At 39.5% G+C, this 13,620-nt stretch carries 12 protein-coding genes and 1 pseudogene; 7 read left to right on the forward strand and 6 right to left on the reverse strand.

Annotation, left to right across the window (positions count from 1 at the left end; genetic code table 11):
• Positions 1–1,206: LPXTG cell wall anchor domain-containing protein (locus RYK12_RS07315; RefSeq protein ID WP_314848152.1), on the forward strand; the 1,206-nt coding region annotated here is incomplete at its 5' end.
• A gap of 78 nt (positions 1,207–1,284) precedes the next feature.
• Here RYK12_RS07315 and RYK12_RS07320 read toward each other — a convergent pair.
• Both RYK12_RS07320 and RYK12_RS07325 read right to left on the reverse strand, forming a co-directional pair.
• Positions 1,285–1,797 (reverse strand): annotated as a pseudogene (locus tag RYK12_RS07320) (transposase); the annotation flags it as partial.
• Between the two features lie 191 nt (positions 1,798–1,988).
• Complete coding sequence (locus RYK12_RS07325; RefSeq protein ID WP_060628023.1) at positions 1,989–3,002, reverse strand: lactonase family protein; 1,014 nt, start codon at positions 3,000–3,002, stop codon at positions 1,989–1,991.
• Positions 3,003–3,179: 177 nt separating this feature from the next.
• Here RYK12_RS07325 and RYK12_RS07330 point away from each other — a divergent pair, with 177 nt between their 5' ends.
• The 6 genes from RYK12_RS07330 to RYK12_RS07355 all read left to right on the forward strand — a co-directional run bounded on the left by RYK12_RS07330 (position 3,180) and on the right by RYK12_RS07355 (position 9,947).
• A complete protein-coding gene (locus RYK12_RS07330) occupies positions 3,180–5,174 on the forward strand; it encodes a peptide ABC transporter substrate-binding protein (RefSeq protein ID WP_314848156.1) in 1,995 nt (664 codons plus the stop codon).
• A 117-nt stretch (positions 5,175–5,291) separates the two neighbouring features.
• Positions 5,292–6,458, forward strand: a complete 1,167-nt coding sequence (locus RYK12_RS07335; RefSeq protein WP_023946967.1) for an AI-2E family transporter — start codon at positions 5,292–5,294, stop codon at positions 6,456–6,458.
• The gene (locus tag RYK12_RS07340; protein WP_314848159.1) at positions 6,448–7,677 is read left to right on the forward strand and encodes a tetratricopeptide repeat protein; all 1,230 of its coding nucleotides are present in this window, start codon (positions 6,448–6,450) and stop codon (positions 7,675–7,677) included. The genes RYK12_RS07335 and RYK12_RS07340 overlap by 11 nt, the downstream gene beginning before the upstream one ends.
• A gap of 140 nt (positions 7,678–7,817) precedes the next feature.
• The gene (locus RYK12_RS07345) at positions 7,818–8,459 is read left to right on the forward strand and encodes an amino acid ABC transporter permease (protein WP_314848162.1); all 642 of its coding nucleotides are present in this window, start codon (positions 7,818–7,820) and stop codon (positions 8,457–8,459) included.
• Between the two features lie 9 nt (positions 8,460–8,468).
• A complete protein-coding gene (locus RYK12_RS07350; protein ID WP_314848164.1) occupies positions 8,469–9,098 on the forward strand; it encodes an amino acid ABC transporter ATP-binding protein in 630 nt (209 codons plus the stop codon).
• 9 nt (positions 9,099–9,107) lie between these two features.
• The gene (locus RYK12_RS07355; protein ID WP_314848166.1) at positions 9,108–9,947 is read left to right on the forward strand and encodes an amino acid ABC transporter substrate-binding protein; all 840 of its coding nucleotides are present in this window, start codon (positions 9,108–9,110) and stop codon (positions 9,945–9,947) included.
• Between the two features lie 61 nt (positions 9,948–10,008).
• On the opposite strand, the gene lysS is transcribed toward RYK12_RS07355, so the two are convergent.
• The 4 genes from lysS to RYK12_RS07375 all read right to left on the reverse strand — a co-directional run bounded on the left by lysS (position 10,009) and on the right by RYK12_RS07375 (position 13,578).
• Positions 10,009–11,499, reverse strand: coding sequence for a lysine--tRNA ligase (gene lysS / locus RYK12_RS07360; RefSeq protein ID WP_314848168.1), 1,491 nt, complete (start codon positions 11,497–11,499; stop codon positions 10,009–10,011).
• A gap of 137 nt (positions 11,500–11,636) precedes the next feature.
• Positions 11,637–12,254, reverse strand: coding sequence for a histidine phosphatase family protein (locus RYK12_RS07365; RefSeq protein ID WP_261065276.1), 618 nt, complete (start codon positions 12,252–12,254; stop codon positions 11,637–11,639).
• Complete coding sequence (locus tag RYK12_RS07370) at positions 12,254–12,736, reverse strand: aminoacyl-tRNA deacylase (RefSeq protein ID WP_314848170.1); 483 nt, start codon at positions 12,734–12,736, stop codon at positions 12,254–12,256. The genes RYK12_RS07365 and RYK12_RS07370 overlap by 1 nt, the downstream gene beginning before the upstream one ends.
• The gene (locus tag RYK12_RS07375) at positions 12,736–13,578 is read right to left on the reverse strand and encodes a DUF368 domain-containing protein (protein WP_314848172.1); all 843 of its coding nucleotides are present in this window, start codon (positions 13,576–13,578) and stop codon (positions 12,736–12,738) included. The genes RYK12_RS07370 and RYK12_RS07375 overlap by 1 nt, the downstream gene beginning before the upstream one ends.
• Positions 13,579–13,620 lie beyond the last annotated feature (42 nt).

Below are 13,620 nucleotides of genomic sequence, written 5' to 3' on the forward strand. Positions count from 1 at the left end.
TCAGGTAAGACAGCGGTTATTCCAGCAGCTGATTTGACGAAGACAGCAGAAGCAGTCGCTAAACCAAATGCAGGCAATGATATCAACACACCGGCGGTTAAAACAGCAGTTGCTAAGAAAGATGCTTTAACTGATTCAGAAAAAGAAGCAGTTAAGACAGCAGTAGAAGCAGTTAATCCAGGTGCTAAGGTAGTAGTAGATGACAAAGGAAATGCGACAGTTACTACGAAAGATGGTAAGACAGCCGTAATTCCTGCTTCTCAACTAGTTATTCCAACAGAAAAACTTGCAGACCTATCTGAGCAAAATGGTGTGAATATTCCAGCTACACGCACCTTGGTAGCAGATAAGAATAACTTAACTCCTGAAGAAATTGCTAAGATTAAGGTTGCTGTGGAAGCTGTAAATCCAGGCTCAACAGTTGTTGTAGATGAAAAGGGTAACGCGACAGTAACCACAGTAGATGGAAAAACAGCAACAATTTCAGCTGAACAATTAGTTAAAGATGAAGCAGATGTAGCAACTAAAAACAATGGTGAAAATCTTAATCTTGATTTTGAAAAACAACTTGTAGCTGATTTGGACAACTTAACAGACGCGGATAAAGCGGGAGCTAAAGCCAAAATTATGGCAGCTAACCCAGATGTAGCAGAAGTAATCTTCGATGATAAAGGAAATGCAACGGTTATTTTGAATAATGGTAAAGCATATACAGTTTTAGCTAAAGATATCTTTAAAGAAATTCCTTATGTTCCATCATATAATCGAGGAAATAATAGAATTAATAACGCTGAAACGATAGTCGATAAATCGAAGTTAGAAGGTGCTATTCGTCAATTGGATAAGCTAATCATCCAAGAATCAGCTAAGCTTGATGCAGAAACTGTGAAAGAAGCGAACGCATTATTAGCAGCCGCTAAAGAAGTATTTGCCAATGCAAACGCAACTCAAGCAGAAGTGGATGCAATGGTTAAACGTATAGAAGACTTCATGTTGAAAGTTTCTCCAGCAACTAATCATGCAATTCTAGCTAATGACCAAGCTACTCAAGCCACAAACGCTAACCAAGAAACAGCTAACGTGAATACAGTGGCTAAAGAATTGCCTAACACAGGTACAGAAGCTAACGCTAGCCTCGCAGCGCTTGGACTTCTTGGAGCCCTAGGTGGATTTGGACTTCTTTCTCGCAAGAAAAAAGAAGACTAAAAACTCATAGTTTTTAAGAAGATGATTCGTCATCTTCTTTTTTTGGCTCTTTGTCAACTGTAGTGGGTTGAAGAAAAGCTAAGCTCGAGAAAGGACAAAATTCGTCCTTTCTTTTTTGATGTTCAGAGCAATAAAAATCCGTTTTTTGAAGTTTTCAAAGTTCCGAAATCCAAAGGCATTGCGTTTGATGAGTTTAATGAGATTATTCGTTGCTTCTAATTTGGCGTTTGAATAGGGTAGTTGAAGGGCATTGACAATCTTCTCTTTATCTTTGAGGAAGGTTTTAAAGACAGTCTGAAAAAGAGGATGAACCTGCTGCAGATTGTCCTCAATGAGTCCGAAAAATTTGTCAGGCTTCTTGTCCTGAAAGTGAAACAGCAAGAGTTGATAGAGATGGTAGTGGTGTTTCAAGTCTTTTGAATAGCCCAAAAGCTTGTCTAAAATCTCTTTATTCGTCAAGTGCATACGAAAAGTAGGATGATAAAAACGTTTATCGCTTATTTTCCGACTATCTTGTTGGATGAGTTTCCAGTAGCGCTTGATAGCCTTGTATTCATGAGACTTTCGATGAAATTGATTCATAATTTGGATATTGAGGTCTTTGATATCTAGCAGTTTTGTGATAAAATGTAATTGTTCCATATGATTCTTTCTAATGATAGTTTGGTCGCTTTTCATTATAGATCTTATGGGACTTTTTTTCTACACAAAAATAGGCTCCATAATATCCATAGGGGATTTACCCACTACAAATATTATAGAGCCCGTTTTTTTATGTTTTCTTAAGGGGCAAAACTGATGCAGACTGCTTCTGGGACATGAAAGTCATTAGAAAGTTCTGCTAGACGTCCAGTTTCAGAATTGCGTTTAAAGACGGTTGCATTGTCAGAGTCTTGATGGACAGCAATGACAAATTCTTGGTCTGGTGTCAAATCAAAATCACGTGGAGTCTGACCATGTGTCGGAACGATTTCTAACAACTCTAAGCTACCGTCCGCAAGGATTGTATATACTACGATAGAATCATGACCACGGTTAGAGGCGTAGAGGTATTTACCATCTTTAGAGAGACGAATGGCAGCAGTACCATTAAAGCCTTCATAACCGTCTGGTAGAGTTGAAATGACTTGCATGCGTTCAAATTCGCCAACACCATCGTAGATTAGAACCTCGATAGTGCTATTGAGTTCACAAATGAGATAAGCGATTTTATAATGGTTATGGAAAATAATATGGCGTGAGCCTGCTCCTGGCTGGCTATGATAGGTATAGAGCTTAGATAATTTTCCTTCTGAATCAAAATCATAAGTGATAACTTGGTCTGTTCCCAAGTCGCAGGTCACTAGATAGTGGTCAGGTGTTAAATCTGTATAGTGAACATGTGGAGAAGCTTGATTTTCATGTGGACCTTGGCCACTGTGTTGATCAATATCACTAAGTACAAGACGACCATCTTCCTGACGTTTATAAACAAGGACCTGTCCCTTGTGGTAGTTTGCCGCGTAAACCAAATCACGCTCTTCATCAACGGCAACATAACAGTGGGGGGCTCCCTCTTCAACGACGTGATTTAATAAGTTACCATTAGTTTGATATGCTGCAATTCCACCCTTATCGTCTTGACTACCAACAGTGTATAAATGTTGGTGCTGGTCAAAGGCAAGGTAGGTTGGACTTGGCTCAGTAGCAAAAAGTTCTAGATTTGAAAGCTGACCAGTTTCTGTATCAAAGTCTGCCTTGTAAATCCCTTGGGAAGTCCGACGTGTATAAGTTCCAAAATAAACAGTTTTTTTCATAACTTTACCTCTATACAAAAGATAAGACTATTATATCACAAAAATGGAAGTATAAAGAAATCAAGATTAGCAAGAGCTTTACCTAATTCTTTTGATGATAATATTAGAAATGTTTTCATTGATTTACTTAATAAAAGTGCTATAATAATCTTATACAAATTGCAAAGGAGTTTAACTATGAAAAAACGTGTTTTCTTAGCAGCAGGAGTTGCTGTACTCTCGGCAGCAGTGCTAGTAGCGTGTTCATCTGGTAATGGTAATAAAGAAGCAACTAAACAAGCAACTAAACCAGTTACTTATGCCTATGTATTCTCATTAGATCCTGTTACTTTGGATTATACAGTTTCTGGTAATGTCAGCACTAAACAGATTACAGGTAATGTTATTGATGGATTATTAGAAAATGACCAATATGGGAATCTGGTCCCATCAGTTGCAGAAGATTGGACTGTTTCCAAAGATGGTTTGACCTATACCTATAAAATCCGTCAGGGTGTCAAGTGGTATACCAATGAGGGAGAGGAGTATGGTGAAGTTAAGGCTCAGGATTTTGTAACTGGTCTGAAGCATGCAGCTGATAAGAAATCACAGGCTCTCTATTTGGTACAGGATTCTATCAAAGGATTGGATGACTATGTAAATGGGAAAACAACAGATTTCTCAACCGTAGGCGTGAAAGCAACAGATGATTATACTGTTGTTTATACTTTGAACCATCCAGAATCTTTCTGGAATTCAAAAACAACAATGGGAGTTCTTGCTCCCGTGAGTGGAGATTTTTTGGCATCTAAAGGAGATGATTTTGGTAAGGCTACTGATGTAACGAGTATACTATACAATGGGGCATATCTTCTTAAGGGGCTTACTTCGAAATCTTCTATCGAAATGACCAAAAACCAAAATTATTGGGATAAGCAGAATGTCTTTATTGATGATATCAAGTTATCCTTCTTTGATGGTCAAGATGCAGACTCTCTAGGACGCGGTTTTGATGAGGGACATTATCCAGCTGCTCCACTCTTTAAAAACTCTGCCAACTATGAACGTCTAAAAGAAAAGTACAAGGATAATATTGTATATGGTCAACAAAGAGGTGGCGTATTCTATATGTCTACTAATATTGATCGTGTGTCATACAATCATACTGCTAAAACAAGTGATGTAGAAAAATCCTCTACTAAGAAAGCACTTTTAAACAAAGATTTCCGTCAAGCCTTGGCATTTGCTGCAGATCGTAAAGCAGCTGTTTCTCAGGTGTTTGGGGATGAAGTGGCGCCTCGTAAATTACGTACAAGTTTCACTCCTCCAACATTTGTACAAGTTGGAGACCAATCGTTTGGTCAAGTAACTAAGATAGAATTGGATAAATTGGATAATGTCTGGAAAGATGTCAGTCTTGATGATGCGCAAGATTCACTTCATAACGTAGACAAGGCTAAAGCTAAGTTTGAATCTGCTAAGAAAACTCTTCAAGCTGATGGAGTACAGTTTCCGATTCATTTAGATCTTCCAGTTTCATCGACTCAGACAGATTTTATCCATCAAGCTCAGTCTTATAAACAATCCATTGAAGAATCCTTGGGCTCTGAAAATGTAGTTGTTGACATTCAACAGGTTTCTGATGATGAATTGGGAAACATGACTGTTCTAGCAACATCAAATAATAATGTTGATTGGGACATTAATGTTAATAGTGGTTGGAGTCCGGATTATGCAGATCCATCAACTTATCTAGATGTATTTGATCCAACTTCAGGTCCAAGTCTCCTCGGCTCTCTTGGTGTAGCACCAGGAACAGACAATCCAGCCATTAAAACAGTTGGATTGGATAAATACAAAGGATTGATTGATGATGCAAATAGTGAAAAAACAGATCTGCAAAAACGTTATTCTAAATATGCTAAGGCGCAAGCTTGGTTAACAGATAGTGCTCTAGTTATTCCTGTACACTCAGACGGTGCCCAAATGTTAGTAACGAAGAAAGTACTAGGTAGTGGTGCTGATGGTTGGATTGGTGATAAAACAGGAGATAACAGTTATAAATATCTTAAACTCCAAGATAAGATTGTCACTTCCAAAGAAATGGATGAGTTCCGCAAGAAATTTGCTGATGAAAAAGGCAAATCCAATGCTGATTATCAGAAGAACTTAGACCGTCATATTCAAGACTAATCGAATCTCCTCTTTTGAGGGGATTTTTTATGTCGCTGTCTCCATGTAAGCACTTTAAAAAAGAGTTATTTTGATTTAAAAATGGTATAATGAGAGAACAAAAGAAAGGAAGTATTTATGGAGCAAAAAGAGAAACATTTTAGCCTATCTTGGTTTTTCAAGTGGTTTTTGGATAACAAGGCAATTACGGTATTTTTGGTAACTTTATTATTGGGACTGAATCTTTTTATTTTAAGTAAGATTAGTTTTCTATTTTCACCTGTTTTAGACTTTTTGGCAGTCGTGATGTTGCCAGTCATTTTATCTGGTTTACTATACTATTTATTGAATCCTATTGTTGATTGGATGGAGAAGCATAAGATTAATCGCGTCATAGCGATTAGTATTGTCTTTGTCATCATCGCTCTCTTTATCATTTGGGGTTTGGCAGTAGCTATTCCAAATCTACAACGTCAGGTTTTAAGTTTTGCGAGGAATGTTCCAGTCTACCTAGAAGATGCTGACAGGGTTATTGATGATCTGGTAACCAAGCGTTTACCAGATGATTTCAGACCTCAGTTAGAACAAGTTTTGACAAACTTCTCAAGTCAGGCTACAGTTTGGGCAAGTAAGGTTTCATCTCAAGCAGTCAACTGGGTGAGCGCCTTTATTAGCGGGGCTTCTCAAGTGATTGTTGCCTTGATTATCGTTCCTTTCATGCTCTTTTATCTCTTACGTGATGGAAAAGGACTACGTCACTATTTGACCCAATTCATGCCAACGAAATTGAAAGAACCTGTTGGACAAGTTTTATCAGATGTGAATCAGCAGTTGTCTAATTATGTTAGAGGACAAGTAACAGTGGCTATTATTGTTGCAGTAATGTTTATGATTTTCTTCAAGATTATTGGTCTACGCTATGCGGTTACGCTGGGTGTTACTGCTGGTATCTTAAATCTGGTTCCTTATTTGGGTAGCTTCTTAGCCATGCTTCCTGCTCTAGTATTGGGGTTGATTGCTGGGCCAGTCATGCTTTTGAAAGTAGTGATTGTCTTTATCGTAGAACAAACTATTGAAGGTCGTTTTGTCTCTCCATTGATTTTGGGAAGTCAATTAAACATCCATCCCATTAATGTTCTCTTTGTTTTGTTAACTTCAGGATCCATGTTTGGTATCTGGGGAGTCTTGCTCGGTATTCCAGTTTATGCCTCTGCTAAGGTTGTCATTTCAGCGATTTTCGAATGGTATAAAGTAGTCAGTGGCCTATATGAACTAGAGGGAGAGGAAGTCAAGAGTGAACAATAGTCAACAGATGTTACAGGCTTTGGAAGAGCAAGATTTAACCAAGGCTGAGCATTATTTCGTCAAAGCTTTAGAAAATGATCCAAATGACCTTCTGTATGAGTTAGCTACTTATCTTGAAGGAATTGGTTTTTATCCTCAGGCCAAGGAAATTTACCTGAAAATTGAAGAGGATTTCCCAGAGGTTAATCTAAATCTAGCAACAATTGCTAGCGAGGATGGTCAAATCGAAGAGGCCTTTGCTTATCTTGAGGAAATCCAAGCTGACAGTGACTGGTATGTTTCGGCTTTGGCTCTGAAGGCAGACCTTTACCAGTTGGAAGGTTTGACAGATGTGGCGCGTGAGAAATTATTGGAGGCCTTGACTTACTCAGAAGATCCTCTCTTGGTATTGGGTTTAGCAGAGTTGGATAGTGAGTTGGAAAATTATCAAGAGGCCATTCAAGGCTATGCTCAGTTAGATAATCGCTCGATTTATGAGCAAACAGGCATTTCCACCTATCAACGGATTGGCTTTGCCTATGCCCAGTTAGGGAAATTTGAAACGGCTACAGAGTTTTTAGAAAAAGCCCTGGAGTTAGAATACGATGACCTAACAGCTTTTGAGTTGGCCAGTCTTTACTTTGATCAAGAAGAATACCAAAAGGCCGTCCTCTATTTTAAGCAGATCGATACCATTTCTCCTGACTTTGAAGGCTATGAATATGGTTATAGTCAGGCCTTACATAAGGAACATCAAGTTCAAGAAGCCCTGCGTATCGCTAAGCAAGGCTTAGAGAAAAATCCCTTTGAAACTCGCCTCTTGCTAGCTGCTTCACAATTCTCTTATGAACTGCATGATGCTAGTGGTGCAGAAAATTATCTCCTTACCGCTAAAGAAGATGCTGAGGATACGGAAGAAATCATACTCCGTCTAGCTACTATTTATCTGGAGCAGGAACGCTATGAGGATATTTTAGACTTACAAAGTAATGAGCCAGAGAATCTTTTGACCAAGTGGATGATTGCTCGTTCTTATCAAGAGATGGACGATTTGGATACTGCCTATGAGCATTACCAAGAGTTGGCAGGAGATTTGAAAGACAATCCAGAATTTCTAGAACACTATATCTATCTCTTGCGTGAACTGGGCTACTTTGAGGAAGCAAAAGTCAATGCTCAAGCTTACTTAAAACTGGTTCCAGATGATGTGCAAATGCAAGAACTATTTGAGAGATTGTAAGAATATATTTTTAAAAACTGTATCTAATCATTTTTGATAGATATAGTTTTTCTTTTTCAAATAGAATTTTTTTACAAAAATTATTGGTTATTTTGTTTATTTATGCTATAATAGGAACAATTATTTTTAGGAGGTGCAGTATGTCTTATTTGTTTGAGATATTACCGAGTTTATTGAGCGGTGCAAGCATGACTTTGCAGGTTTTTGCACTGGTCTTGATTTTTTCTATTCCCTTGGGCGTTTTGATTGCCTTTGCCTTGCAAGTCCATTGGAAGCCCCTCCATCATCTGATTAATATTTATATTTGGATTATGCGGGGAACACCCTTGCTCTTGCAATTAATCTTTATCTATTATGTCCTACCAAGTATTGGGATTCGTTTGGACCGTCTTCCTGCGGCTATCATTGCCTTTGTTCTCAATTATGCGGCTTACTTTGCTGAAATCTTTCGTGGGGGAATTGATACCATTCCTAAAGGTCAATATGAGGCTGCCAAGGTCTTGAAGTTTAATTCTTTTGACACAGTGCGCTATATTATTTTGCCTCAGGTGACCAAAATTGTTCTTCCCAGTGTCTTTAATGAAGTTATGAGTTTGGTCAAGGATACTTCTTTGGTCTATGCTCTAGGAATTTCAGATCTTATCTTGGCTAGTCGAACAGCTGCCAACCGTGATGCTAGTCTGGTTCCAATGTTCTTGGCAGGAGCCATTTACTTAATTTTGATTGGTATTGTGACCATTCTTGCCAAAAAAGTTGAGAAGAAGTACAGTTACTATAGATAGGAGGCTGCTATGTTAGAATTACGAAATATCAATAAGGGTTTTGGTCAAAAGCAAATTTTGTCCAATTTCAGTCTAAAAATTCCTGAAAAGCAAATCCTGGCTATTGTAGGACCTTCTGGTGGAGGTAAGACAACCCTCTTGCGCATGCTTGCGGGTCTGGAAACCATTGATTCAGGACAAATCTTTTATAATGGAGAACCTTTAGAACTGGATGAATTGGAGAAGCGGAATCTACTGGGATTTGTATTCCAAGATTTTCAACTTTTCCCTCATTTATCAGTTCTAGATAATTTGACTTTATCACCTGTGAAAACTATGGGAATGAAGCAGCAAGAGGCTGATAAGAAGGCGCGTGGGCTCCTGGAACAGTTAGGACTGTCAGGGCACGCAGACGCCTATCCATTCTCACTATCTGGTGGGCAAAAGCAGCGGGTAGCCTTGGCGCGTGCTATGATGATTGACCCAGAAATCATAGGTTATGATGAGCCGACTTCTGCCCTGGATCCAGAATTGCGCTTGGAAGTGGAAAAACTAATCTTGCAAAATAGGGAACTTGGGATGACGCAGATTGTGGTTACCCACGATTTACAATTCGCTGAAAATATCGCAGATCAGATTCTCAAGGTTGAGCCCAAGTAGGAGGTGCCAATGACTAATAAGAAAATTGCTTTAGTATTGGTTTCTATCCTGACTCTCTTTTTAACGGCTTGTACTCAGAAGGCTAGCGATCCAAAGCAGGATAACTGGGATAAATATCAAGAGCAGGGGACCATTACTATTGGTTTTGACAATACCTTTGTACCTATGGGATTTGAAGAAAAGAATGGACAGTATACAGGCTTTGATATTGACTTAGCACAAGCTGTCTCAGAAAAATTAGGTTTCAAGATTCAATTTCAGCCAATTGACTGGGATATGAAGGAGACGGAACTGCAAAATGGAACTATTGATGCCATCTGGAATGGGTATTCTGCCACTGATGAACGCCGAGAGAAGGTTGCTTTTAGCATTCCATACATGGAAAATCAGCAAGTTCTGGTTGCGAAGAAAAACCAGCAAATTCGTTCAGTAGAGGATATGAAGGATAAGACCTTGGGAGCCCAAGCCGGTTCCTCTGGTTATTTAGACTTTGAAGCCAAGCCAGATTTATTGAAAAATCGTGTCAAAGACCAGAAGGCCAATCAATACCAGAGTTTTAATGAGGCTTTGATCGATTTGAAGAATGACCGTATTGATGCCTTGTTGATTGACCGAGTGTATGCCAATTATTATCTTCAGTCTGAAGGAATATTAAATGACTATAATGTCTTTTCAGCTGGATTTGAGAGTGAATCTTTTGCTGTAGGTGTCAGACCTGCTGACAAAAGATTACTGCAAGCTTTAAATCAATCCTTTGTTGAACTACATCAAGAAGGGAAGTTCCAGGAAATCAGCCAAAAATGGTTTGGAGAAGATGTAGCAACCAAAGAAGTGAAAAGTAGAGATTGAGTTTTTACTCAGTCTTTTTTTGCATCAAAAAATCCTCTGGCAAGTACCAGAGGATAAGTGATTATTTCATTGTTGGGAAGAGTAATACATCACGGATAGTGGTTGTATCAGTGAGGAGCATGCAGAGACGGTCGATACCGATTCCCAAACCACCTGTTGGTGGCATACCGTATTCAAGGGCTTCAATGTAGTCGTAGTCGATGCCTGTCGCTTCATCGTCACCAAGTTCTTTGGCTTTAGCTTGGGCTTCGAAACGGCTAAGCTGGTCGATTGGGTCGTTGAGCTCAGTAAAGGCATTACCGTACTCCTTAGTCATGATGAAGAGCTCGAAACGGTCAGTAAAGCGTTCGTCTTCAGGATTTTTCTTAGCCAGTGGAGATACAGCTACTGGATGCCCATAGACAAAGGTTGGTTGGATCAAGGTTTCTTCAACAAACTCTTCAAAGAAGGCATTGATAATGTGACCAACTTCAGTGTAGTGTTTCTCAACTGTAACTTTCTTCTCAGCAGCGATAGCTTTGGCTTCCTCGAAAGTCATGTCTTGCCAGAAATCGACACCAGTAATTTCTTTGATAGCATCTACCATGTGAACACGTTTAAATGGTTCGTTAATCTTGATTTCAGTTCCTTGGTAGTTAACTGGGCCATCACCTTTAACTGATTTAGCAGCGTGTTGGATAATACCCTCCGTCAAGTCCATGATATCTTGGAAGTCTGCATAAGCTTGGTAGACTTCGATAGAAGTAAACTCAGGGTTATGAGTGGCATCCATTCCTTCATTACGGAAGATACGACCAATTTCATAGACACGCTCCATACCACCGACGATAAGGCGTTTCAAGTGAAGCTCAGTCGCGATACGAAGTACCATGTCAATGTTTTGGGCATTGTGGTGGGTGATAAATGGACGGGCAGCAGCACCACCGGCTTCATTATGAAGAACAGGTGTTTCCACTTCAAGGAATCCTTTTTGGTCAAGGTAACGACGGATTTCAGAGATGATCTTTGAACGAGTAACAAAGCGTTCAAAGCTTTCACGGTTAGAAATCAAGTCAAGGTAACGTTTACGGTAAATTGTTTCAACGTCTGTCAAACCGTGGAATTTTTCTGGAAGTGGACGAAGAGCCTTAGACAAGTGTGTGATGTGAGTAGCCTTGATAGAGAGTTCTCCCATATCTGTACGCATCACTTCGCCTTCGACACCAAGGAAGTCACCAAGGTCTGCTTTTTTGAAGATTTCGTAGTTTTCTTCACCGACAGCATCCTTACGAACGTAGATCTGGATTTGACCTTCGCGGTCTTGAAGGTGGGCAAATCCAACTTTACCTTTACCACGTTTAGTTACCAAGCGTCCTGCGATAGTAGCTGTTTCGTTTTTATCGTGTAATTGTTCTTTATCGAGGTCAGCATATTTATCTTTTAATTCTTGTGAATTTGCAGTACGTTCAAAACGTTTTCCGAAAGGATCAATTCCTTGTTCACGGAGAGCAGCCATTTTTTCACGGCGAACGATCTGCTGGTCATTTAGTTCTTCCATATGTTCTGTTGACATGGGATCCTCCTAGTTTTACTCAAAATTGAATACGATGAGTCATTTTTTGCGATACTCCCATTTTATCATAAATAAGCAAGAAATTCACGGATAATCTTTCAAAACTAAAAAGAACTTGACGATAAAATCAAGTTCTGTTATTGATAGGAAGTATCATTCCAAGTATCGAGCGTAAATGTTTCAAAATCATGGGTTTCTAGAATTGTCAGGCTGGCATTTGCTAGACCTCCATCTTTACGAAGAAGAGGTTCTTTATAACTTAGAAGAGTACGAATACTGGCAGTAAGATTAGCACCATGACCGACAATTAGAATACGCTCAGCAGGACAATCTTTTAATGATTTGATAAATTGGATGGTCCGTTGCGTGGTGCTATAGAGGGATTCAGCTCCGAATATTTGAGTGTCAAATTGAGCAAGATTAGATCGGAAAGCTTTGATTTGTTGCGGGTAAATAGCTTCCAAGGTTGCGATTTTCAAACCTTCCAACTTCCCCAGCTGCCATTCACGGAGATTAGGAACACTTTCTAAAGGACAGGGGGTCTGGAGTTGACTTTGGATAATTTCAGCAGATTTGACTGCTCGAGGTAAATCACTTGAATAAATCTGTTCAAAAGGAATTTCCTTGAGATACTGGCCAAGTCGTTTTAGGGTGTCAATGGATTCAGGAAGAAGGGGAGAATCACCACTAGCACCTTGAAAGCGTCCTTCTTGGTTCCAGACTGTACGACCGTGGCGGACAAAGTAGAGTTTCATTATTGGCTGTCCTCCAAGATATCTGCAAAGTCGGCCTTTACAAAGCTGGCCAAATCTTGTGGCGCGACGATAATGCTGTGACCAACTTCCCCAGCAGAGACAATCATTTGATCCAAGTCTAGAGCGATTTTATCGATAAAAATGGGGTAATTGTGTTTCTGACGAATTCCGACAGGATTATTGGCTCCATGAATATAACCTGTTGTTTTTTCCAAGTCCTTTTGTGGAATCATGCTCACTTTTTTATTGCCAGAAATTTTAGCTAGTTTCTTTTCCGACAAGTGTTGGGTGATAGGGACAATTCCAATAATCGGTCCTGTCTTGTCTCCCAAAAGAGCCAAGGTTTTGAAAATCTGATCTCGTTCATAATCTTGAGGAAGCTCTCCTTCTAGGGCATTGATTTGAATCCCCTGATGTGGGATGCCTGCTTTAGACAGAATTTGTTCTACCAATGTTTTTTTGATTTTAACTTTTTTTGCCATTATTTATACTTATCCTCCAATTGGCTCATCCAAATACCAAGCCAAATTCCCAACGCAAAGAAGAAGGCGATGATGACATAACCGACATGTGAAAGTCCCGTGTATTGGATACTTTCAGCGTTTCCTGCATTTGGAATCAAGATCAAAAGGGTACTAGAAAGGACGATTCCGATGATGAAATGATAGACGCGTGAGTGGTAGTTGTTTAAGGCGTAATCCATCAATTTTGAAAAAATGATGAGAGTTGCACCTGCCCCAACTCCAATCGGGAAGAAGGTTCCCAAGAGGTCAAAGGTTTTAAAACCAGTTAACATAGGAGCATAGAGACCCAAAATCAAAAGTAGATTTGATGGACTGAGGCCAGGAACTAATACGCCAAGAGCCAGCAGTGCACCAGCTAGGACGAAATTAAGAAAGCTGGCACTTAAGGTTCCAACAACAAAATTTAAGGCATAGAGTCCTAATCCAGAAATGATAAAGGTTGTCCAGAACCAAGCTAAATCAATCTTGTCTCGGTCAGATTCTCGAGTTGATTCTTTGAGGAGGCTAGGAACTGTACCAATGATGGCGCCCGCAAAGCTCCATAAGACAAAGACCTGATAATTTTCAAGCAGGTATTCAATCGGGTAGGAAAATAAGCCGATTCCCAGAAGCATACCGATGGCAACTGGAATAAAGTACAAAACATTTTCTTTAAAGTCTTTAAAGGGATGGGCCAGAAAGCCAATCATTCGTTCATAAATTCCTAAGATTGCTGCTAGAACCCCTCCGGAAATTCCCGGTAAGATAAATCCAAGAGCAATGACAATCCCTTTAATAACACGTGCTAACCATGAGAGCATATTGTTCCTCCAACTATTTCTATTTCAAAAAATCCTTACTAT

The organism is uncultured Streptococcus sp. (assembly GCF_963518475.1).
Lineage (GTDB): Bacteria > Bacillota > Bacilli > Lactobacillales > Streptococcaceae > Streptococcus.

Excerpts from the sequence above, each read along its gene's own strand:
- RYK12_RS07325 (WP_060628023.1), bottom strand. The coding sequence starts at position 3,002 with ATGAAAAAAACTGTTTATTTTGGAACTTATACACGTCGGACTTCCCAA.
- RYK12_RS07330 (WP_314848156.1), top strand. The coding sequence starts at position 3,180 with ATGAAAAAACGTGTTTTCTTAGCAGCAGGAGTTGCTGTACTCTCGGCA.
- RYK12_RS07335 (WP_023946967.1), top strand. The coding sequence starts at position 5,292 with ATGGAGCAAAAAGAGAAACATTTTAGCCTATCTTGGTTTTTCAAGTGG.
- RYK12_RS07345 (WP_314848162.1), top strand. The coding sequence starts at position 7,818 with ATGTCTTATTTGTTTGAGATATTACCGAGTTTATTGAGCGGTGCAAGC.
- RYK12_RS07350 (WP_314848164.1), top strand. The coding sequence starts at position 8,469 with ATGTTAGAATTACGAAATATCAATAAGGGTTTTGGTCAAAAGCAAATT.
- RYK12_RS07355 (WP_314848166.1), top strand. The coding sequence starts at position 9,108 with ATGACTAATAAGAAAATTGCTTTAGTATTGGTTTCTATCCTGACTCTC.
- lysS (WP_314848168.1), bottom strand. The coding sequence starts at position 11,499 with ATGTCAACAGAACATATGGAAGAACTAAATGACCAGCAGATCGTTCGC.
- RYK12_RS07365 (WP_261065276.1), bottom strand. The coding sequence starts at position 12,254 with ATGAAACTCTACTTTGTCCGCCACGGTCGTACAGTCTGGAACCAAGAA.
- RYK12_RS07370 (WP_314848170.1), bottom strand. The coding sequence starts at position 12,736 with ATGGCAAAAAAAGTTAAAATCAAAAAAACATTGGTAGAACAAATTCTG.
- RYK12_RS07375 (WP_314848172.1), bottom strand. The coding sequence starts at position 13,578 with ATGCTCTCATGGTTAGCACGTGTTATTAAAGGGATTGTCATTGCTCTT.